General features: G+C 53.4%; 20 protein-coding genes. 6 read left to right on the forward strand and 14 right to left on the reverse strand.

Annotated features, from left to right (window positions below):
- Nucleotides 1-68: 68 nt before the first annotated feature.
- The gene (locus tag LOS79_RS11650; RefSeq protein WP_315419672.1) at nt 69-1748 is read left to right on the forward strand and encodes an ABC transporter substrate-binding protein; all 1680 of its coding nucleotides are present in this window, start codon (nt 69-71) and stop codon (nt 1746-1748) included.
- Between the two features lie 70 nt (nt 1749-1818).
- On the opposite strand, the gene LOS79_RS11655 is transcribed toward LOS79_RS11650, so the two are convergent.
- Together LOS79_RS11655 and LOS79_RS11660 are read right to left on the reverse strand one after the other, a co-directional pair.
- A complete protein-coding gene (locus LOS79_RS11655; protein ID WP_315419674.1) occupies nt 1819-3786 on the reverse strand; it encodes a CotH kinase family protein in 1968 nt (655 codons plus the stop codon).
- 141 nt (nt 3787-3927) lie between these two features.
- Nucleotides 3928-5004 carry a DUF1835 domain-containing protein gene (locus tag LOS79_RS11660; protein WP_315419676.1) on the reverse strand — a complete coding sequence of 359 codons (1077 nt, stop codon included), beginning with the start codon at nt 5002-5004 and terminating at the stop codon, nt 3928-3930.
- Between the two features lie 423 nt (nt 5005-5427).
- Here LOS79_RS11660 and LOS79_RS11665 point away from each other — a divergent pair, with 423 nt between their 5' ends.
- Both LOS79_RS11665 and LOS79_RS11670 read left to right on the forward strand, forming a co-directional pair.
- The gene (locus LOS79_RS11665; protein ID WP_315416277.1) at nt 5428-5745 is read left to right on the forward strand and encodes a transposase; all 318 of its coding nucleotides are present in this window, start codon (nt 5428-5430) and stop codon (nt 5743-5745) included.
- An 11-nt stretch (nt 5746-5756) separates the two neighbouring features.
- Entirely contained in the window at nt 5757-6620 is an 864-nt protein-coding gene (locus LOS79_RS11670; protein WP_315416278.1) for an IS3 family transposase, read from the forward strand.
- Nucleotides 6621-7240: 620 nt separating this feature from the next.
- Here LOS79_RS11670 and LOS79_RS11675 read toward each other — a convergent pair.
- From LOS79_RS11675 to LOS79_RS11715, 9 genes are all read right to left on the reverse strand, one after another.
- The gene (locus LOS79_RS11675) at nt 7241-8065 is read right to left on the reverse strand and encodes a carbohydrate ABC transporter permease (protein ID WP_315419678.1); all 825 of its coding nucleotides are present in this window, start codon (nt 8063-8065) and stop codon (nt 7241-7243) included.
- Nucleotides 8058-8954, reverse strand: coding sequence for a carbohydrate ABC transporter permease (locus tag LOS79_RS11680; RefSeq protein ID WP_315419680.1), 897 nt, complete (start codon nt 8952-8954; stop codon nt 8058-8060). Before LOS79_RS11680 ends, LOS79_RS11675 begins: the two co-directional genes overlap by 8 nt.
- A 124-nt stretch (nt 8955-9078) precedes the next feature.
- Nucleotides 9079-10410: an ABC transporter substrate-binding protein gene (locus tag LOS79_RS11685; RefSeq protein WP_315419682.1), complete on the reverse strand. Its 1332-nt coding sequence runs from the start codon at nt 10408-10410 to the stop codon at nt 9079-9081.
- 188 nt (nt 10411-10598) lie between these two features.
- Complete coding sequence (locus LOS79_RS11690; protein ID WP_315419685.1) at nt 10599-12377, reverse strand: sensor histidine kinase; 1779 nt, start codon at nt 12375-12377, stop codon at nt 10599-10601.
- Nucleotides 12378-12382: 5 nt separating this feature from the next.
- Nucleotides 12383-13981, reverse strand: a complete 1599-nt coding sequence (locus LOS79_RS11695; protein ID WP_315419688.1) for a response regulator transcription factor — start codon at nt 13979-13981, stop codon at nt 12383-12385.
- Between the two features lie 267 nt (nt 13982-14248).
- A complete protein-coding gene (locus LOS79_RS11700) occupies nt 14249-14692 on the reverse strand; it encodes a GNAT family N-acetyltransferase (protein ID WP_315419691.1) in 444 nt (147 codons plus the stop codon).
- Nucleotides 14693-14728: 36 nt separating this feature from the next.
- A complete protein-coding gene (locus LOS79_RS11705) occupies nt 14729-15298 on the reverse strand; it encodes a histidine phosphatase family protein (protein WP_315419693.1) in 570 nt (189 codons plus the stop codon).
- Between the two features lie 124 nt (nt 15299-15422).
- Nucleotides 15423-15863 carry a hypothetical protein gene (locus LOS79_RS11710; RefSeq protein ID WP_315419695.1) on the reverse strand — a complete coding sequence of 147 codons (441 nt, stop codon included), beginning with the start codon at nt 15861-15863 and terminating at the stop codon, nt 15423-15425.
- A gap of 25 nt (nt 15864-15888) precedes the next feature.
- A complete protein-coding gene (locus LOS79_RS11715) occupies nt 15889-16419 on the reverse strand; it encodes an AAA family ATPase (RefSeq protein ID WP_315419697.1) in 531 nt (176 codons plus the stop codon).
- 309 nt (nt 16420-16728) lie between these two features.
- Here LOS79_RS11715 and LOS79_RS11720 point away from each other — a divergent pair, with 309 nt between their 5' ends.
- Both LOS79_RS11720 and LOS79_RS11725 read left to right on the forward strand, forming a co-directional pair.
- Nucleotides 16729-17046 (forward strand): transposase, encoded by a 318-nt coding sequence (locus LOS79_RS11720; RefSeq protein WP_315416277.1) that lies wholly within the window; start codon nt 16729-16731, stop codon nt 17044-17046.
- Between the two features lie 11 nt (nt 17047-17057).
- Nucleotides 17058-17921 (forward strand): IS3 family transposase, encoded by an 864-nt coding sequence (locus LOS79_RS11725; protein WP_315416278.1) that lies wholly within the window; start codon nt 17058-17060, stop codon nt 17919-17921.
- Between the two features lie 223 nt (nt 17922-18144).
- Here the strand turns inward: LOS79_RS11725 and LOS79_RS11730 are convergent, their stop codons facing one another.
- The 3 genes from LOS79_RS11730 to LOS79_RS11740 all read right to left on the reverse strand — a co-directional run bounded on the left by LOS79_RS11730 (nt 18145) and on the right by LOS79_RS11740 (nt 20796).
- Nucleotides 18145-19551 (reverse strand): NAD-dependent malic enzyme, encoded by a 1407-nt coding sequence (locus LOS79_RS11730; protein ID WP_315419699.1) that lies wholly within the window; start codon nt 19549-19551, stop codon nt 18145-18147.
- A gap of 81 nt (nt 19552-19632) precedes the next feature.
- Nucleotides 19633-20130 (reverse strand): hypothetical protein, encoded by a 498-nt coding sequence (locus LOS79_RS11735; protein WP_315419701.1) that lies wholly within the window; start codon nt 20128-20130, stop codon nt 19633-19635.
- Nucleotides 20131-20199: 69 nt separating this feature from the next.
- Complete coding sequence (locus LOS79_RS11740) at nt 20200-20796, reverse strand: TetR/AcrR family transcriptional regulator (RefSeq protein ID WP_315419703.1); 597 nt, start codon at nt 20794-20796, stop codon at nt 20200-20202.
- A 125-nt stretch (nt 20797-20921) separates the two neighbouring features.
- On the opposite strand from LOS79_RS11740, the gene LOS79_RS11745 reads away from it, so the two are divergent.
- Nucleotides 20922-21917 (forward strand): acrylyl-CoA reductase family protein, encoded by a 996-nt coding sequence (locus LOS79_RS11745; protein ID WP_315419706.1) that lies wholly within the window; start codon nt 20922-20924, stop codon nt 21915-21917.
- The last annotated feature ends 81 nt before the right edge of the window (nt 21918-21998 follow it).

Below are 21998 nucleotides of genomic sequence, written 5' to 3' on the forward strand. Positions count from 1 at the left end.
TAAAATAAGAAGAAAAAGAGAAATATATTATGATTAATTTCCTATTTTGTGAAAGGGGGCTTCTCCAGATGAAGCTGCACAGCCAATTCCTTAAGCTGCATTCGCATTACAGCGGCCCGGCAGAGATACCTGTCACCCTGGACGAGCTGGCCCAGACTCTGGGCTGCACCCACCGGAATGCCCTGCATGTGATTAATAAAATGGCCGCTTTGGGCTGGATTACCTGGACACCGAGCCGGGGAAGGGGCCGGCGCTCCCGGCTCGTCTTCCTCGCAGCCTCCGAGAATATTGCCCTGGAATCGATGATGCAGGCCATCAGCAGCAAGGATATCAGCAGTGCCCTGGAGGGCATCCGCGGACATGCCCGCACATCCTCCCTGCAGGATACGCTTCAAGGCTGGCTGCTGACTTATTTCGGCCATCATGCCGAGATGCACCGTGACAAGCGGATCGATACGCTGCGCCTGCCGGTCACCCAGCAGATGCATACCTTCGATCCGCTGTACATGAACCTGCTGGCTGAGTCCTTCGTCTCCAGCCATGTCTTCGACGGGCTGATCGGGCGCAGCGGAGAACGCGGGAAGTTCATTCCCGGTCTGGCCCATGCCTGGGAGACCGATGAGAGCCGCAGCATCTGGACCTTCCATCTGCGCAAGGAGGTGCTGTTCCATCACGGCCGGGTATTGACCGCAGAGGATGTCGTCTATTCCTTTGAACGGATGATGTCTACATCACAGCGTACACTGTACAGCTATATCTTCAAGGAAATCCGGGAAGTCACCGCACTGAGCGCCACTACTGTCCGCATTCTGCTTAAGAAGCCGAATGAACTGTTCCTGCCTTTCCTCTGCACCAGCCGGGCCGCAATTGTTCCCCGGGACCTGCAGTCCATCGGCGAGCAGGCTTTCGGACGCAGGCCGGCGGGAACCGGGCCGTTCAAGGTTGTAGAGATGAATGAGGACACCTGTGTGCTGGAGGTATTCCCTTATTATTTCCAGGGAAGGGCGCATCTCGACCGCGTAGAAATCATCTATGTCCCGTGGGGACTGGCTCCCGGCCCTGCCGAGACCGGTTCCGGCGGCTTCCATGTCATCCCGAACCCGCAGGCTGCGGAGACCGCTTCCTTAAGCAGAATTCATTCGGAATCATCCGTCCGCAAATTTGTAACCTGCAACACCAAAAAAAAGGGACCGCTTAGCGATCCCCTGCTCCGTGCCGATATTCTGTCCTGTCTGCAGGAAGCTCCCGCGAGGCCGTTCACTCATACAGCACAGGTGCCTGCGGCGGTGCTGCAGATTGCTACCATTCCGCAATATGCCGGAGATGCCGAATTCATAGCCGGCAGGCTTACGCAGCACGGGTATTCCTGCAAAGTAGTCTCCGTATCCCCGGAGGAATTCAAAGGCCCGATCCGCCTGAAATCGGATCTGATCGTCTTCTCACTGCTCCGCGATCAGGACGAGCAGCTGCGGCTGTACGATCTGTACCTGACCCTCTCACAGCATATCGAGCCGCGTACCCGCGCCGATATTGAAGGCCGGCTGCAGATGATCGCCCGCGAGCCGGATCCGGCGGTCCGCTCAGAAGGCTTCAAGGTAATCGAGGATACGCTGACGCGCGGTTATCAGCTGCATATCCTGTACGAAAAGCCTGCCGAGACGGCTTATCTGCCCTCCGTCCGCGGAGTGACCTTCAACAGCCAGGGCTGGGTAGATCTGCGGTACCTCTGGTTTCCGCCGGAGCTATAGGACTTTATATTAGCGGCAGGAACCGGCAGCAATCCATTCGGTGTAACCAGTTCGCGGATGGCCGTCCCATTTACTCCGTGCTAACCTTGGCAGCAGCGGTCACAGTCTGCGTCACCGCATTCCATAGTACATCCAGATCCAGTCCCTCGGAGATGAACCTTACCGGCACCAGTGTGCGGTTGCCGATGATCTGTGCGGGAACATCCAGGGTGAGCGCTTGTCCATTGATATAGGCTGTTTTGCTGCCAATCGTCATGGTAATTGTAGTACTCCCTTTAACCGCAGTGATTTTCCTGGTTGTCTGATCCCAAGTCACTTCTGCACCCAGTGCACTGAAGATGGCACTGACCGGAACCAGTACTCTCCCGTCTTTGTTGACCGGTTGCTGATCCTGGAAATTGACCGCCGTTCCGTTCAGCATTACAGAAATGCCCTTGCTGCCTGCTGTTCCTGCATCTGCCGCCGATCCGGCAGATGCAGCAGTGCTGCCAGCGGCAGTCTTCACAACTTCCGGCAGCGGGGTAACGGCAAGTCCCAGCTGCTCCTGCAGATTAGCCAGCCGGTTCAGCGCGAACGTCATCAGTGAGCCCGCAGCCATGGTTCCTCCCATTCCCTGCTGGCCTCCTCCGCCGGCAGGCCCCCCTTCCGGACGGGCTGCCGTTGCCGATGTGCCATCCGGACGTGCCGGAGGTGTTCCGCTTGGCATGGTCAGCCCTTCTGTCCCCGCCGGAGGTGTCATGCTTCCGCCGCCTGTACCGGCTGCATCAGCAGTGTACGCCACATTGTTCTCGAATTGCTCCATCGTGTAGAACTTGGTCGGATCAGCCTGTACATACGGCCGGATCAGGGCGGCAAGTCCGGTAATCCGGCTCTGGATGCCGCTCAGATAAGTGACCAGCTCAGATACATAATTGTTGTATCTGGCTTTGTATTCCGGCACCTCCAGCAGATTGCCGATCAGCGGAACCTGATCCACATCAATCCCAAGCGTCGGAGTGTCGATGGATGCCGTAACAGCGTTAGTGACTGAAGCCGCTGTTGTTCCCGCAGCGGCAGCTGTTCCGGTGGCTCCGGCAGTTGCAGTTCCTCTGCCTCCTCCACCGGTATAGCCGTTAAAGGACATGTTCATATCCCATGGAATCACTGAATATTTGCCTGCCGCATCACCGTACAGGAGGTAGTTATGCCCTTTATCGCCGTTATAGCTGTCATAGTTGCCCAGAACAGCATTAGCTGCGATATATCTCAGGGCGGAATCTACATCCAGCACGCTTTCAATATTGCCCTTCTCTCCGTCAGGCATAGCATTCAGTACGTTGATGAAATTCTTCAGAGAGGCTTTGTCATCCTTCGTACCGGTATCGTAAGTCAGTGTGTCATAATCACTGCCTTCCTCCGCCTTCAGGTAACTTTGCTCTTCCGTATCATATAGCACACCAGAACCGGCATCATCACCGTAATTACGCTCCAGGTAGCTGTCGTCCACAGCTTCAACGCCAATATAGAAGCCGTACAGTTCACCATTAATATACAGATTGGTGAATACAGTCAGCGGGGCATCTTCACCGATCGCGCGCAAAGCTTCATAATGCAGATACTCACGCAGGAACGACGGATCGGAATAGCTGTTGTTCAGCACCATTTTATCCAGTCCCAGCAGAGTCTGCGTCTTGTCATATTTATCGAACTTCAGCCGGAAGCTGTACCGGTCCGAATCCGTCATAGCAGCCACCGATTTCAGCGTAAGATTTCCTTTGGTTGAGAAACCTACATTCGTCAGCACGTTCCCGTCCACATCTACAGTTACACTCTTATACTCCTTATCCAGCGGACTGGCAAGAATGCTTGTCCAATCCTCAGCGGCAATCGTTACCTTAACGTTAATAATCTTGTCCGGAGTGAATAAGGACTCATAGGCCTGCGCGGTTCCCGTCTCCGCTGCATAAGCTGCGGACGGGCCAAGTGTAATCCCCGTTACGGATACCGCTACCGCCAAAGATAATGACGCCAGCATCAGCTTGTTCAACATGTTTTTCATTCGCAAAATGTGTAATCCTCCTCTTTAATCAGAATTGTATTCTGTTCATGCCTAGAGGCATTGTAAAATACAAACCTGAAAGAGGACTGAAACCGCATATTGTCACTCCGGCTTTCCTGAACTACACAATTAGCCTTTCGCTCACTGCGCCTGCTTGCGCCGGATACTATAGAATCTCATCGCTGAGGGAACGCCCTTTATCTCCAGAATGCCGCTGTAGACCAGTTCTCTCACCCTGTGCTCGAAATACGCATCGCCCACGTACTGCCCGCAATACCCGAGCGCCTCACCGACCAGCCTCGCGGATTTCAGGAATCCGTCCTGCCCGGGCGGTGGATTCAGACCGTCCAGCTTCTCCAGCAGATAGGCATCATAATAATCAGCAGGCACCTCAAGCACAGCACCGTCCTGCCAGATGCGCAGTGCCCCGGACCGCTCCGAAATGCTCTGCCATTCCCGGGCAAACCGCGAGCGGTCAGCAGCAGACAAACTGCTGCAGTCCTTGCTCCGCAGAAGCGCCTCCTGAAGCTTGTCTGCCGGAATCTCACCGGAGGATATGTACTTAATCGATGCATCCGGCCGGTTAAACAGCTCTTCACATATCATGCAGGCATCGCTCACCACAACCGGGTTAGGCCTGCTGCCCAGCAGATGAACGGCGAGGCGCAGCGCCGTCTGCTCACAAGCATTACTGCTGGTCCAGATTACGACCTTGGAGTGCCCTGCAATCTGCTCGAAATGATCCAGAAGCTCGCTATACTCTTCCTCATAATCCCCGGGAAATCTGAGATACTCCGAAATATTCCGCCGGAACCAGCGGCTCCTGGCCTCTCTGCCCCCCGGGGTGTCCAGCCCTCCCAGCGGACCTGTGGCGTAATTCTCCCGCAAGGTGATAATCTTATGACCTTCAGTCCAGCCTAATCCTCTCAGCGCCTGCTTCATGCTGCCGGCAAAGGAGTCCCCCGTCACAATATGAACATGTGTGCTGTCCGGCGCCGGGTCCCAGAAGGCCCTTTGCGCCGGGATCGCCATCAGCTCATTATAGAGCTCCATCAGTCCGGCAACAGGTCCCGCAATACCTTCTGCAAGCGGCTCTTTCAGCAGCTTACTCTGCTCCTGCAGCCGCATAATCTCAGCCAGAGCCAGCCGCAGATAGGATTTCACCTCTGCGTCCTGCAGGGTGCTCACCGCTTTTTTGATTGCCGTTAGCTCTTTCAATCTGCTTCACTCCCACTATATTAATTTTCGCCGCCGCTTTCTTTTTATTACTCATCAATTCCGCGCATTAAGTCGGTGCCCGATCATTTCCTGCAGTCCCCTTCTCTCGTTTCCTGCATTCCTCTTCTCTCATTTCTTGCAGTCCCCTTCTCTCGTTTCCCTAGTTTCTTCCTTTATGTGCACGCTCCCTTACCCATTTGCCACCCTTGCTTCATTTCCCCGTGACCCTTACGGACTGTAGAGCCGTTATTTTCTCCAAAAGAGCTATTCTCACCGCCTAACGGACCGTAGCGCCCTTATTTCCTCCCCAGCACCCGGTTTTGGAGTAAATGTCCGCAAATAAAGGCTCTGGTGGGATTAGAATGGAAAGTGGACGACTGTTAACGGACGGAGGGATAATAAGAGCAACGGAGGTGCGTCCCTATGGGAGAAAAACGACAACGGTACAACGAAGAATATAAGAAGCAAACGGTGAAGTTCATTCAAGAACAGACGAAGAGCTTAGGGGACATCGCGCAAGAGCTGGACATTCCGAAAAGTACGCTGCACCAGTGGATGGGGCAATACCGGGAGCTAAAGAATGAACCGGTCGCAAGTATGGATCGGGTACGGGAACTCGAAGCCGAGCTCCAAGAGATGCGCCGTCAGCTTCAGGAGAAAGACACTCAACTTGCTGACACGGAGGAAGAACTAGCGATCGTAAAAAAAGCAGTGCACATCTTCAGCAAACCAAGGAACTAAGATTCCAGTTCATGAAGGACCATCGCTCCGAGTTTCGCTTGGAGAAGATGTGCAATACCCTACAGGTATCCAGGAGCGGATATTACAAGTGGCTCAATGCCAAAGCCAGTTTGCAGGCACTCCGCAAGGCAGCCGTTATGGAGCGAATCCGGTACCATTTTGACGATCATAAAAAACGGTATGGAAGTCCGAAGATCACCCGCCTGCTGCATCAGGAAGGCTATACGGTCACGAAACGCACAGTGAGTGTGTACATGCGAGAAATGAAGCTCCGCTCTATTGTATCTAAGCCATACCGTGTGCAGACGACCGATTCCAAGCATAGCAATCCCGTTGCACCAAACACACTGAACCAAGAGTTTAAGGTGCTTAAGCCCAATACCGTATGGGTCACGGACATCACGTATATCCCTTGTCGTGGAGGTCGCTTATACCTAGCTAGCGTCATGGATCTATGCACGCGAGAAATCGTAGGGTGGCGGCTGTATAACCATATGGAGACGAGCCTGGTCTTAGACGCACTGCAGGCGGCTTACACGGCGAAGCGGCCCGGCGAGGGCCTACTGCATCACTCTGACCGAGGGTCTCAATATACCTCAAAAGAATATGTCGACCAACTAAAGACATACCACATGAAATCCAGCATGAGCCGTAAAGGAAACTGCTACGATAACGCCTGCATTGAGTCTTGGCACAGTATTTTAAAGAAAGAGCTCATCTACTGTAATCCGCGCTTCAAAAACCCGGAACAGGCATATGATGCTATTTTCCAATACATTGAGTTCTATTACAATCGCAAGCGAATGCACAGCTCGCTGGGGTATCTTTCCCCCGCCCGCTTTGCTAAGCAATTCACTAAAAAATCCGTTGCGTGACAGTCTACTTTCTTGACAGAAGTCCATGGTGTCCGCAAGCCTGGAGAAAAGTGGTTTTCTGGCGAAATAAGGGCTGCTGGGTCCGTTACAAAATTAGTATTACCTGTAGCCGCACCCGGAGGCTAGGTTACTGAAATAGAATAGCTGAGGCAGTGTTAGTGGTAGTGAAAGTGGTGGTTTATCCCTATCCTTCACTCTTTCTTTCTACTCCATTCCCCCTCTTCCGTTGCGCAGCCAGCTGTTCTTTCCCCCAAGCCAAAAAAGCAAGCAGCCTCTTCCATGCTGCTTGCCTTTTTGGCTTACTCTCTTCCCTGCCTCCCCCTACAAGTGAATTGAACTTGACTCCTTACTAACGAAAAGCAAAAAGGAACGAAGGGGAAATTTGGAACTGTAGGAGCGGTAGCGCCCGCCTGAAAGCTTTCCGTAGGAAAGCTACTTCGGAAGCATATGCTGTCACCGGATTTCTTCCGCTGCAAGCGGATTAAATCAGGAAATCTGGGGACAACAGCGGCCGGAAGTCCAAATGTTCACCGCAGTGACAAATGTGCTTCAAGTTCAATTCTTATGTGCGTGCAACACTGCGACCGGAGCAATAACACCGCTCAACGTAAAAGTTCAATTCACTTCACCGACCCAATCATTCCAGCCACAAACTGCTTCTGCATCAGGAAGAACACCAGCGCCGTAGGAATCGTACCAATCACAATCGCAATCATAATCATCCCGTAGTCCGGGGCATAGCCCGATCCGAGCGTGGAGATCAGCAGCGGCATCGTCTTCGTCTGCGGAGTCTGGAGCACAATCAGCGGCCAGAGGTAATTGTTCCAGCTCGACATGAAGGTGATGATTGCTCCGGCAGCGTATGTGGTCTTCATCGTCGGCAGATAGATGCGCAGGAAGATCCCCAGCTCGCTGAGCCCGTCAATCCGCCCCGCTTCCAGCAGCTCCTTCGGGAACATTTTCGTGCTCTGGCGGAAGAAGAAGATCAGGAACGCCGTAGTGACGGTAGGCAGGATCACCGAAGTCATCGTATCGATCCCCATCCACGGGAACACGTTGGAGATCTGCCCGAACATCCGGTACAGCGGAATCATCAGCGCCGCGAACGGGATCATCATCGACAGCAGCAGGATGTTGAACACCAGATCCTTCGAGCGGCTGCGGAAGACCTCGAAGCCGTACCCGGCCAGAGAGGCAATCAGCAGCGCCAGCAGGGTGGTGGTGATTGAGATTTTGGCAGAGTTCATTAGGGATAACTGCAGATCGGTCGTATCCAGCAGCTTGCGGAGATTGTCCAGCAGATGGCTGCCGGGCAGCAGCCGCCCGCGGGTCACGTCAACGGACTGGTTGGTGGAGCTGACTACCATCCACAGGAACGGAAAAACCGAGACAATGGCGGCGACACTGAGGAACAAATACATGAAGAAACGTTTGCTTTTAGCCATTTTTATCACCTGCCACTTTGAACTGGATCACCGACAGCAGCGCAATCATAATCACGATGGAATACGATACGGTAGCCGCATAGCCGAAGTCTGCGGAATATTTGAACGACAGATTGTAAATATACTGGGAGATCGTCTGGGTCGCATTCCCCGGGCCGCCCTTCGTAATGTTCATGACCTCGTCGAACAGCTGCAGGGTACCGATGGTTGAAGTAATCGAGGTAAACAGGATGATCGGCTTCAGTAAGGGCACGGTAATGCCGAAGAACTGCCGGCTTGCGGAAGCCCCGTCAATTTTGGCAGCCTCATAAATGGAATGATCAATATTTTGCAGGGCGGACAGGTAAAAGATCATATTGTAGCCCGTCCAGCGCCAGGTGATCGCGATAATGATGGTGATTTTGGCCCAGAACGGATCGGTAATCCATTCTATCGGGGCACTGATCAGCTGCAGCTTCAGCAGCATCGTATTCACCAGGCCGTTGCCGGCGAACAAATACTTGAATACTACAGAATAGGCAACCAGCGAGGTTACGCAGGGCAGGAAAATGGCCGTCCGGAACAAACCTTTGAACTTCAGCTTGCTGTCATTCAGCAGCACGGAGATAAACAGGGCCAGAATAATCATCAGCGGCACCTGGATCAGCAGATAGATGAAGGTATTCTTAACAGAGACAATGAAAGTCTTGTCAGAGAGCAGCCGTGTATAATTATCGATTCCGGTAAAGGTAAGATTGCTGCCCGTTCCGGTCTGGAAGGACAGGATGAGCGCTTGAAGCATCGGATAGAAATAGAAGACGAAGATCAGAATCACCGCAAGCAGGACGAAGGACCATCCGGTCAGCACGCTTTTGGTGCGGATACTAAAGGTTGAATTTGTTTTTTTCACATCGGCCCAGCTCCTTCGTGGTATGAATCAGGTAGAGAACAAATGAACCCCGGACGCTGTCCCGCCCTCCTGAAAGCCCGGGAGCCGCAGGTCACGCCCAGGGTTCACCTGAATGCAGACTCAGCTATTTAATCTGTGATTCGGCTTGGGCCTGAGCATCGTTCAGCACACTGTCAATGTCCTTGCCGTTCAGATAGTTCTGCATTTCCACCACGAGGATATCTTCGATCGCATACGTGTTGATGCCATAGTTTACACTAGGAATCTGTTCAGTCCAGGCTGCGAAGTCGGATACGATCTTTTGTCCGCTGAAGAAATCATTGGCCTGACTGTAAGCTTCACCGCCAGCCGCCGCTTTGAAGGTACCGATTACACCGATGTCCGTAAGCAGTTTCTGGTACATTTCCACATTGGAGCCAAAGGTCTTCGCCATGAAATCCGCCGCAGTTTCCTTGCCGTCCACATTCATTACATACCACGAGCTGCCGCCAAGGTTCGAAGCATGAACGGATTTATTCGTTGTCAGCTTAGGCAGCGGGGCAACCGCCCATTTACCCGATTGTGAAGCTTCTGCAGTAATGGAAGGTGTGATCCAGTTCCCGGTCGGAACCGAAGCGACATCCCCGTTATTCAGTGCGGCAACGAACTGGCTCCAGTCCGCATGGACATTAGCCACATTGGATTCCATAATGCCTTTATAGATTTCAAAAGCTTCCTTAAGCGGTGCATTGCCCGCAATATTTGGTGTTTTGCCGTCTTCCTTCAGATACCACTCACCGGCGGATTGAATCATCACACGGATCAGGCCAAGGTCGTTCGGGTCCAGCGTAATCAGTGCCTTGCCAGTCTTTTCTTTCACGGCTTTGCCGATTTCAATATATTTCTGCCAGTCAATATCCTGCAGATCGGCCAGCTTGTAGCCTGCCTGCTCCAAAAGATCCGTTCTGACGTACAGCCCGGTTACACCGGAGTCAAAAGGAATCCCGTACTGCTTTCCGTCCAGGCTGGTCGGCCCGGCTTTGTAATCGGCGAAGTCAGAGCCCTTAATTACGCTGCTGAGATCATAGAAGGAATCCTTGTAGGATTGAAGGAAGCTCTGTGAGCGGTAATCCTCAATCAGCACGATGTTTGGCAGTCCCTTGGTCGTCCCGGAATTGAGCCCGGTATTCAGCTTCTGGATAATATCAGCCTGTGCGTACTCCACAATATTTACTTTTACATCAGGGTTGGTCTTGGCATATTCTGTTTTGGCTACTTCAAGTGCAGCAATGTTGAATGCCGGGTCCCATGCCCAGATTGTAATCTCTTTGGCCTGGGCAGGCTCAGCAGTCGCCGTATTCTCCGCCTTCCCGGTATTCCCGGAGCTCCCGGTGTTCTTGGTACCGGAGTTCGAATTGGAACTGCAGGCAGTAAGCATAAGCAGGCAAATCAGTAATAACGCAAAGCCTTTTTTCATTTGTAATCCTCCCCTTTGATGCGCTTCTTTGAGATACGCTGCAATGTAAGCGCTTATTTCTTACATGAGTAATCTTATCATCACCATAAGGGGACCCGTTAGAACTTACTTTATGGGGATTTGTCATTTTATCGCCTCATTGTAAGCGCTACCTATCGGCTGGTTTGTTCTTTTTTTAGAAAATAGGATTAATTTTGTCCTGTGATCAGCGGCAGCCGGATTTGAACCGCCGTCCCTTCACCCATCACACTTTTGATGGTAATCCCGTACTCCTCACCGTACATCAGCACCAGCCGGTCATGCACATTTTTAATGCCGATTCCGGTGAACAGCTGGCGTCTGCCGGCCGGTCCGGACAATGCTCCACCCGGTTCTCCGGTATCCATCCCGTCCCCGTTATCCACAACCTCACAGAGCAGTCCGCCGGCATCCTGGGAGATGAGCACATGGATATAACCTTCGCTTTTCTGCGTAAACGCATGGAAAAAAGCATTCTCAATAAACGGCTGAATAATCAGCTTCGGCAAATGGAAGTCCATGCAGTCCGGCGAGATAAAGAAATTGACCCGGATCCGTTCTCCGTAGCGTACATGGTTGATGAACACATAGGATTTCAGATTCTCCAGCTCCTGCGTCACGGTAATGCTCTCACTGACGTTGCTGAGCGCATTTTGCAGCATGGAGATCAGGGCATGAATGGTATGCACCGCCTTCTCCTGACTGCCCTGCTGGACGAGAAATTTGACTGAAGCCAGCGTGTTATAGAGAAAATGCGGATTGATCTGATGCTGAAGAGCTGCCAGCTCGGCATGCCGCTGCTCCTTCTGCGTCTTCACCAGCTGCTCCACATAATCATTCAGCTCATCCAGCATATAGTTATAGGCATGCCCCAGCTCCTGAAATTCAAAGCTGCCGGTAACGGTAATGTAGTTATGGAAACCCCGCTGCGTTATCTTGGACATCTGCCGGGTCAAGAGCGTCAGCGAGCGGGTCAGGCGTCTTGAGATCAGGAAGACTACGATCAGCGCAACAATGACGATCGCCGAGCAGATCAGCACCACCATTTTACCGTTGAACATATGGCCGAGCGCAGTTTTTTTATCAATCAGATTAACAATGTAGAAGTCGTAAGAAGGCAGGTAGTCCGCGATCAGAATCGAATCCGTGCCCTGAAACTCCATATTCTTGTAATCCAGCCCCCGGTCATCAATCTCCTTCGCCATCTGCAGCAGATCGTCCGCCCGCTGTCCCATCAGCTCGCTGCGGTTGCTCGAGACAATAAGCCCGTCCTTGTTCAGAATAGCCACATCATTCCCGTTGCTGACAAAGCTTGCATAGAAGGTGCGGAAATCCTGCTCCAGAATGGAGAAGTACAAGGTCCCGTAAATATCCTCCGTTGTCCGTTCCATCAGCGCCTTGCTGGCTACAATTACCCCCTGCTGGCGGGAGCTCCCGTCCTGCTTCTCATAGTACTGGTACATCAGCCGCTTCGGCTCAGCCAGCGTACTCCTGGTCAGGTCATACTTCTGCAGTTCCTCGTCGCTGATCAGCAGATTGTTCGTATTAGTGGAATAGCTGCGGCCGTTCTTCCCCATGATCTTAATTCCGACCTGATAAGAGTCCAGTGTAGACTGGATCTTCTTCATCTGCACCGTCATGTTGTAATAGGTCCGCAGCACCCGCAGGGAATTGGAGTCCTCCTCGGTCAGGAAGCTCTTAATCGTTCCGCTCAGCTGTGTGTTATTTGTAGCCGTAACAATAGAATAATGGAAGGTCTCGAAATTGGATTTGATCTGGTTAATAACCTTGGAATTCGTAATACTGAACGTCTCCATGAACAGCTTCTCCGACATGCGGACGGTCGTCCAGGAAGAAGCTACGGCTACGGCAACTATGCTGATCAGCATTACGATGAATATTTTGATGAACAGGCTGTGGAATTTGTAACGTTCCCAATAACTGCGCATAAGCTCTACTCCTGCCCGTAATATTGACGTCTATAGCCGCTTGGGGATAAGCCTGTGTACTTCTTGAACACTTTGCAAAAATAGCTGTGATCCCCGTAGCCGACCATACTGCTGATCTCGGAAATGGCCGCCTCCCCCGCCCGCAGCAGCTCTGCCGCCTTGCCGGTACGGATGCTGTTCAGATGCTCCTTGAAGCCCTCCCGGTTATATGTGGTGAACAGACTGGACAAGTAGGACGGATTGAAGTGGAAATGACGGGCCAGCTCCGTGAGGCTCAGCGGCTCTGCGTAATGCTCCTCCATATATTGCAGCAGCTTGGCCATATTGGCATTGCTCCCCGGAGCAAGCGCTGCAGAGTGTGTCAGCTTCATGATCAGGGCCACAAAATCATCCAGAATCCGCATGGCCTCATCCGCAGACTGCGCTTCATCAACAGCCCGGAACCGCCCGTACTTGCCTTCCTCCAGCTCCCGTAAATGGCTGAACTGATTCGTCACATTGAAGATAATATTGCCGAGGAACGATTTGAATTGAAAGACATCCCCGTCATACTGGCGGCTCAGCACATCCACATACTGATGCAAATCGCCGAACGCCTCCTCCAGCTGCTGGCGCTTGAGCTGCTCGGTGAACTGGGTCAGATTGAACTTGGGCAGCTGGCCTTCCCCCTGCGGCAGCTCTTCATGCACAAGCAGCACCTGATCCGGCAAAAAGAAGCGGAACTGCTGCAGCTTCAAATCGCTCTCCTGATGAACCGCCGCCATGCTGCTGAGTGAGGTGAACGGGCGGCTCAGGCTGAGGCGCAGCTCAGGCTCCTGCCCGGCCAGCACCTGGGCCAGCGCATGTACAGTCTCCAGCAGCTGCGGCCACTCGCTCTCCGGCAGGTTGATAAGCAGCCATGCGCTGTGCCCGCCGCCGGGGAGCAGGGTCTGGATCAGCCCCGGAAGCCTGCGGGCCAGCTCCCCGGTCACCGCGGTTGTGATGGCGGTTACAGCGTCATCACTGCCGGTACCGGCATCGGGGCCGCCGGCATGTCCTGGCCGGCCGCCGGTCTCCCAGCCCAGGAGACCGAAGCAGCTGTGAGGAAGCTGCCGGCTTACAGCTGCCTCATCCTCCGGCTGCAGCCGGTAGCCGGAGATCATCCGGCCGAGCAGCGCATCCAGCGGCTGGCCCGCCGCTTCTGCAGCCCTGCCGGCTGCCGCTGACAGCGCGCCCAGGCCCGGGATGCGGGCCCGCGTCTGCTGCAGCACCTGCAGCAGGGAGCCGGCTTCCAGCTTAGGCTTCAGAATATAATCCGCTACACCGCTTTGGAACGTGGAGCGCACATAATGGAACTCGCTGAAGCTGCTCAGCACGATCACTTCCGTCTCCGGATAATCCCGCTTCACCAGCCGCGTCAATTCCTCACCGTCCATGACCGGCATAACGATATCGGTAATGATAATATGCGGCTGCAGCGCATCCAGCAGATTCAGCGCTTCCTGTCCGTTCGCCGCTTCACCCACAATTTGAAAGCCTTCCCGTTCCCAGTCCAGCACATATTTAATGCCCTGGCGGACCAGGATTTCGTCATCAACAATCAGTACCTTGCACAATGGATTCACAGTCAGCCCCGCCTTCTTTGGTTCAAATAAGGTTGCACCCGCAACTCATGAAGGGATTATAAAGCGCTATCATCAGAGAGGTCAAACGGAAATTTAGAACAGTAGAGTTCTCACTGCGCAGGTTGATCCGATTTTCCCGTGTACAAAATACAGTGGATTACTGTCCGGAAGCAAATTGGTGAGCTAAGCTATACATGGCCTATGGTCCCATCCTCCCGGAAGCTGCCAAATTAAAAAGCACCGGAAGCTGCTCCGGTGCCTGCTGTCTTAATGCGAGCTCAAATGCTTACGGTAGCCCTCCACCCGCTCCTCCTTGTACCCCATCTTCTCATAGAATACATGCGCTTCCTTCCGCTTCTCTCCCGATACGAAAATAATATAATAGCAATCCCGCTCATGGGCGATGTCTTCGAGTGCGGTCATCAGTTTTTTGCCGATCCCCTGCCGGCGTGCGCGCGAGGAGACTACAACATTCTCAATGACCATAAACGGGCGGCAATCCCCTACGATATCCTGGCAGACGATCCCCATCATCGAGCCAAGCAGCTCTCCGTCTGCAAAAGCGCCTAATAATACATACCGGCTGTCCCCGCGGATCGTCCGGAATGCCGTTTCCAGCTTCACCGGATCTGTCGGCCCGCCAATCAGCTCATGATACAGCATATTCAATGCTTCAAGGGATTCCAGTCCAATCTCTTCAATCTTAACCATCGTATAGATGCCCCGCTCTCATATAATCTCAATACCTTACTGCTTCTCATATTTGTACAAAAGCCCGTTATGCGGATAGCCCATCCGCTGACCCTTATACCCTCTGCGCCGGAGCTCATCGTCCAGCATCTTCATGAACACCCCGTGGCTGACCATCAGCACACGCCCTTCCGGCAGCGCCGATTCAGCTTCTGCCAACAGCTTGTCTATTACTGTAGCAGCACGCTGCCGGACCGCAGCTCTGCTCTCCGGCTGGGAAGGATGCCCCGCTGCCCAGGCCAGCCGTCCGAACACCAGCCAGCAGGACACCGGCAGGCGCAGTCCGCCAAGCTTCAGCTTTCCCGGACGGAATGCGGTTATACCAACTTCTCTTAACTGCCCGGAATAGATGAATTCTTTTGCCGCAAAATAGCTTGCCGTATGTACCGCCCTCGCCTGATCACTGCATAGACACAAATCCCACTGCTGCTCATTGCCGCGGGCTTCCGGTCTCCGGATTGGCGCTGTCTCATAGCCTTCATTCCACTGGTCGAACTGCTCTGCAGTCAGCCACCGTCCCGGATGCGGATGCTCCACTTTGAAATGCCTGACCAGCCCCAGCATCATTCCCTGAGTCCTCCGGCGCCAGCCGGCCCGGCATGGACGGTCCGGATTTCTGTCCCGCTGCCGCAGCTGCTGATCCGCTTCATTACTATGTTCACCGGCATTCTCTCCTCTCAAGTGACGGCGGTTACTTCCCGTTCTTCAGTTCAAACTCCTCGCTGTGCCCGTCCCACTCTACATTCACCTTAATTACAGAATCCTCATGTTCAAAAGAACCTGATCCATTGCCGCCCATCTTCAGCAGTGCCACCGGAACAGGACCCTCCATCGTCTGGCTGCCGCCGCCGCTTCTGCCTTTATACTTGTAGGTCAGCTGCTTAATTTCACCGAGATCTGACTGCTTTCCTTTATATTTAAGCTCGAATGAGTATCTTTTGCTGGAGACGGAATCCTTGACCCGGTCATTTTTGATAACCAGCTTCTGGCTCGCTTCCTGCTCGAATACTGCGGACCAGGTCTCACTCTCCCCCCGGAACGTATAATTGTAATGGGTGGTTTCCGTATTGCAGGAGGTAAGCAGCATAAGCATGATTGCGGGAAGCAGCAGCACGTGCAGAAGTTTTTTCATGTTTAGCCCTCTTTTCTGTAACAGATTAATTGAAATATTGCATGGCAGCAGCGACCCGCTCTTCCACCGTCAGATCCCCCTCCAGACGCAGCACATCACAGGTCAGCCCGGACATCCATTCCTCATGCAGCACCTTGCTCCGGACCTCGGGACCCGCTGTATCATACAACGCCGCCCAGGCCATGAATTCCTGTACATCGTCATATTTGCTTCCGCCCGGCAGAGCTTCATCTCCGTAACGCTCATATTCCCTTACCCTGAGCCGTTCCAGACGAAGCTGCGGAGGCAGCCACAGGAAGATCACCAGATCGAATTCACCCCGCAGCGCATCCCCCCAGCCACAGATGGCACCAGTTAGAATCCACGGCTCCTGCTGCTTAAGATCGTGCCCCAGCCGGTTCAGCCGCTCTGTAACATCAGTCTGTCTGCTGTATTTCTGCTCCCAAAAGTAATCGTCACTATCAAGCTGTACATGCGGCAGCCTGGCCGCCAGCGCCTTCCCGAGTGTGGTCGTTCCGGCCCCGGAGGCGCCCATGATATGAATTCTCCGTTTCATAGTTCCTCCTGATCATAGAAGCTAATACTCGTTTGTATATTTTACCATATCCAAGTTCCGATTCCCATGTTCCCCCGCTCTGGCTGCCTCTTTCCCGTTGCCTGTAGATTCCTTACGGACCTGACAGCCTCTATTGGCTGCATAATCGCCCCTCCGTCCGGTCTAACGGACACCAGCGGCCTTATTTTCCCGCCAGCGGCGCTTATTCCGGTAATTATCAGCAAATAAAGGCGCTGGTGGGATTAGAATGGAAAGTGGACGACTGTTAACGGACGGAGGGATTAATAAGAGCAACGGAGGTGCGTCCCTATGGGAGAAAAACGACAACGGTACAACGAAGAATATAAGAAGCAAACGGTAAAGTTCATTCAAGAACAGACGAAGAGCTTAGGGGACATCGCGCAAGAGCTGGACATTCCGAAAAGTACGCTGCACCAGTGGATGGGGCAATACCGGGAGCTAAAGAATGAACCGGTCGCAAGTATGGATCGTGTGCGGGAACTCGAAGCCGAGCTCCAAGAGATGCGCCGTCAGCTTCAGGAGAAAGACACTCAACTTGCTGACACGGAGGAAGAACTAGCGATCGTAAAAAAAGCAGTGCACATCTTCAGCAAACCAAGGAACTAAGATTCCAGTTCATGAAGGACCATCGCTCCGAGTTTCGCTTGGAGAAGATGTGCAATACCCTACAGGTATCCAGGAGCGGATATTACAAGTGGCTCAATGCCAAAGCCAGTTTGCAGGCACTCCGCAAGGCAGCCGTTATGGAGCGAATCCGGTACCATTTTGACGATCATAAAAAACGGTATGGAAGTCCGAAGATCACCCGCCTGCTGCATCAGGAAGGCTATACGGTCACGAAACGCACAGTGAGTGTGTACATGCGAGAAATGAAGCTCCGCTCTATTGTATCTAAGCCATACCGTGTGCAGACGACCGATTCCAAGCATAGCAATCCCGTTGCACCAAACACACTGAACCAAGAGTTTAAGGTGCTTAAGCCCAATACCGTATGGGTCACGGACATCACGTATATCCCTTGTCGTGGAGGTCGCTTATACCTAGCTAGCGTCATGGATCTATGCACGCGAGAAATCGTAGGGTGGCGGCTGTATAACCATATGGAGACGAGCCTGGTCTTAGACGCGCTGCAGGCAGCTTACACGGCGAAGCGGCCCGGCGAGGGCCTACTGCATCACTCTGACCGAGGGTCTCAATATACCTCAAAAGAATATGTCGACCAACTAAAGACATACCACATGAAATCCAGCATGAGCCGTAAAGGAAACTGTTACGATAACGCCTGCATTGAGTCTTGGCACAGTATTTTAAAGAAAGAGCTCATCTACTGTAATCCGCGCTTTAAAAACCCGGAACAGGCATATGATGCTATTTTCCAATACATTGAGTTCTATTACAATCGCAAGCGAATGCACAGCTCGCTGGGGTATCTTTCCCCCGCCCGCTTTGCTAAGCAATTCACTAAAAAATCCGTTGCGTGACAGTCTACTTTCTTGACAGAAGTCCATGGTGTCCGTTAGCACAACAAAACCGGGTTCACCGCACAAATAAGGTCCGCCTGGTCCGCAACGACCGCAAGCTGCTCTCCTTACAACGCCACAGCAAACAAGCCGCAGACTGGAAGTCTGCAGCTAATCCGCCATACCACTCTGTATGCTCAGTTGTCTCACAATCCTGCCTGCTACACGCTACACGCTTCGCGCTTCAGGTAATATCAGGCGGTAAACGCCGGGCCATCCCCGTAGCGACTGCCGCCCGGATGACGGCAAGACGTACCTGCTCGACAACCTTCTCGTTAAAAATACTCGGAATAATGTACTGCTCATTCCGCTCATCCGGATGAACCACTGCTGCAATGGCCTGCGCCGCTGCCAGCTTCATCTCCAGATTCACCGCCTTGGCCCGGCAGTCCAGCGCCCCGCGGAAAATCCCCGGGAAGCAGAGCACATTGTTAATCTGGTTGGGGTAGTCGCTTCTTCCTGTGGCGAGCACCCGCACATGCGGCTCAGCCAGCTCCGGCTCAATCTCCGGCAGCGGATTCGCCATAGCAAATACGATGTTATCCGGGGCCATGCTCTGCAGATGCTCCACCGTCAGGATGCCGCCGCCCGAGACTCCAATGAACACATCCGCACCGCGGACCGCTTCTGTAAGGCCGCCGCTGAGATTCTCCGGGTTGGTCGCATCCGCCAGCCAGCGCCACTCGGCATTGGCATATTCCCGGCCCCTGTGCAGAATCCCCTCCCGGTCTACGGCATAGATCCGCTGAGCGCCCGCTGCCAGCAGCAGACGGCAGATTGACACTCCCGCTGCGCCGATGCCGACCACGGCAATCCGGCAATCCGCCAGCTCTTTGTCTACAACCTTCAGCGCATTGAGCAGACCGGCCAGCGCCACAACCGAGGTTCCATGCTGATCATCATGAAATACGGGAATATCCAGCTCCTCCGCAAGCCGCCGCTCGATCTCGAAGCAGCGCGGGGAGGCGATATCCTCCAGGTTAATTCCGCCAAACCCGGGAGCAACCGCTTTCACAATCGAGATGATTTCGTCCGGGTCTTTCGTGTTCAGGCACAGCGGAAAAGCATCGATATCCGCCAGCTGCTTGAACAGCATCGCCTTGCCCTCCATCACTGGCATTGCCGCCTCCGGCCCGATATCGCCGAGCCCCAGCACAGCGGTACCGTCGGTAACCACGGCTACTGTATTTCTTTTCATCGTCAGGGAGTATGCCTTGCCGGGATCCTCTGCGATAGCCATACAGACACGGGCTACACCGGGCGTATAGACCAGTGACAGATCCTCGCGGTTCTTGATCGGCATCTTGGGGGTAACCTCAATTTTGCCGCCGAGATGGGCCAGGAAGGTCCGGTCCGATACATTGATTACTTTGATCCCGGGCATGGAAGTCAGCGTCTGAACGATGGCACCGTTCGCCGCATCCTGCACATTGACGGTAAGATCCCTGGTCGTTGCTTCCTTGCCGGCGCGGATTACGTCAATTGCCACAATATCCCCGCCTACAGCTGCCAGCCGTGATGCTACATCCCCGAAAGACGCTTCCGCCTTACGGATTTCCAGCCGGATAATCATCGTTGTTGCAATCGACATAGCGCTTGCCTCCTTATCGGACAGTTCTACGTCTAATATACTACATTTCACATTTTGTACATAATGACTGCTTACATCTGCTCATTCCGGAACTTCCCAGTTCTCAGCAAGCTGCAGCAGACTCTCTTCCGCAGCATCCTCATCCCCGCCGAGCACCTTTGCCTCGAGATAGTAGGTCACGGGATCGCCGCCGGCCTTAAGAGCCGGACGCTGAATACAAGCCCAGAAATAGGTGGTATCCGGAGCCGGAAATACCGCGCTCCCGCCCTGAACGAATTTGATCAGCTGTCCTTCACCAGCGGGAAGCTTAACGGGTCTCTTCCACAGCGTCTCGGAATGATTGGGAATACTGATATAACCATCCGGGTAACTCTGGTAGCCGAGTGTCAGCTCCAGCTGATCCAGTGTCACCGTCTCAGTTCCCTGCAAATATTGCGCAGGTTGAGCCGTACCTAGCCGCAGCCGGTTCTGTACAGGGTCTGCACCGGCCTCGGATAGCAATGAGTACACTCCTCCTCCCGCCGCGAGGAGACAAACCACTGCGATAAACGTAAGTATGCTCCATTTTCTTCTGTTCACTTAGTAACTCTCCCCTTATCAGACTTTTGCAAGCTGCCACACATCCTGCTTTAATGTGTGTTTCAGACCTTATACGCTAAGCATCTTCATAATTGCGGTATAACAGGACTCCTTAAATACATGATGAAGCTCATCATTATCCGCCATCAGCCACTGGATCAGGCAGCCGTCGATTACCGCCCGGATTACCGGGACCGTCACCTCCGGAGACAAGGTCCTGGAGAAGATCCCCTCCTCCTGCCCCAGCAGCAGAATCTCCGTGCTGATGCCGGCGCAGCTGTCATAGAAGCGCTGGTTAATCTCCCGGTATGCCGGAGTCCGGCTGGCCCGGGCCAGGAAATCCAGATAGACACGGTAGAACGAGCGGTTCTGCGCCGGACCGGGAAAGGCTGAATCTATATAGGCCATAAGTTTACCTGTGGCGGTGTGCTGCCCGGCTACAGCCTCCTGCTCTTTAGCCGAGATTTTACCGGTCAGCCATTCCAGAAGTTCAACCAGCACCGCTTCCTTATTCTCGAAATAGTAATGCACAACTCCTTTGCTGACCTCTGCCTGATCTGCAATGGTCTGCAACGTCACTGCATCGTACCCCCGTTCAGCTAATGCCCGGAATGCTGCCTGCAGTATCTGCTTGCGCTTCTCTTCAGATTTCTTGTATCGCATCATAAGACCTCCGTCATTTATGCATAATGTGTATTATATCATAGAAATTAAAAAGTTGACCGGTCAGAATAAATAATATATAACAGAAACAGGATTACAAATTCAGTTCGTTTGAGGAGAGATTTGAAATGGCACAGACCTTTCAGGCTTTGGTCGTAGACAACACAGAGGCTTTCTCAGTTAAGGTTGCACCTGTAACCCTGGATGAATTGCCTGCCGGTGAAGTACTCATTAAGGTAGCTTATTCCAGTGTAAACTATAAGGATGGATTAGCCAGCATCCCGAATGGCAATATTGTGCGGAATTACCCGTTCATTCCCGGCATCGATCTGTCAGGGACAGTTGTGTCTTCGGCCGACAGCCGGTTTCAGGAAGGCCAGCCAGTCATCGCTACAAGCTATGGCATCGGCGTCTCGCACTTTGGCGGCTACAGTGAATATGCACGGATCCCCGCTGACTGGGTTCTTCCACTGCCGGAAGGCTTAACGCTGCGGGAAGCGATGATCTACGGTACTGCCGGCTTCACAGCAGCAATGTCCGTCCAGGCGCTGGAGACCTCCGGAATGGCTCCGGACAAGGGCAAAGTACTCGTAACCGGCGCTACCGGAGGCGTCGGCGGTGCCGCTGTAGCCATCCTTGCCAAGCTCGGTTACCAGGTAACTGCCAGCACCGGCAGAACGGATGAAGCGGAATATCTGCAGGCTATAGGCGCAGCAGAAATCATCTCCCGCGAGGATGTGACCGGCAGCGCGGTTAAAGCGCTCGACAAACAGCTCTGGCAGGCCGCAGTAGATTCTGTAGGAGGCACTCCGCTGGCTGCTGTACTGAGTAAAATCGCCTATGGCGGAGCAGTTGCAGCGAGCGGTTTAACGGCGGGAACCGCAGTCCCAACCACGGTTATGCCGTTCATTCTGCGCGGAGTCAGCCTGCTCGGTATCGATTCCGTAGCTTGTCCTGCACAGAAGCGGAGTGAGATCTGGCAGCGCATGGCAACCGATATGAAGCCGGACGGGCTGGACCAGCTGGTGGACCGCGAGATTACCCTGCTGGAGCTGCCGGCAGCGCTTGAAGATATCCTCAATTCAAATACCCGGGGCCGGGTGCTTGTCCGTATGAACGGGTAGCGCGCGCCGTCTTTCCCGGTAAGCAGGGGCTGTCTCATAAGTAGATATTCTTACAACAGAGACAGGAATTTATTATCTTGA

The organism is Paenibacillus sp. MMS20-IR301 (assembly GCF_032302195.1).
Taxonomy (GTDB): Bacteria; Bacillota; Bacilli; order Paenibacillales; family Paenibacillaceae; genus Paenibacillus_AQ.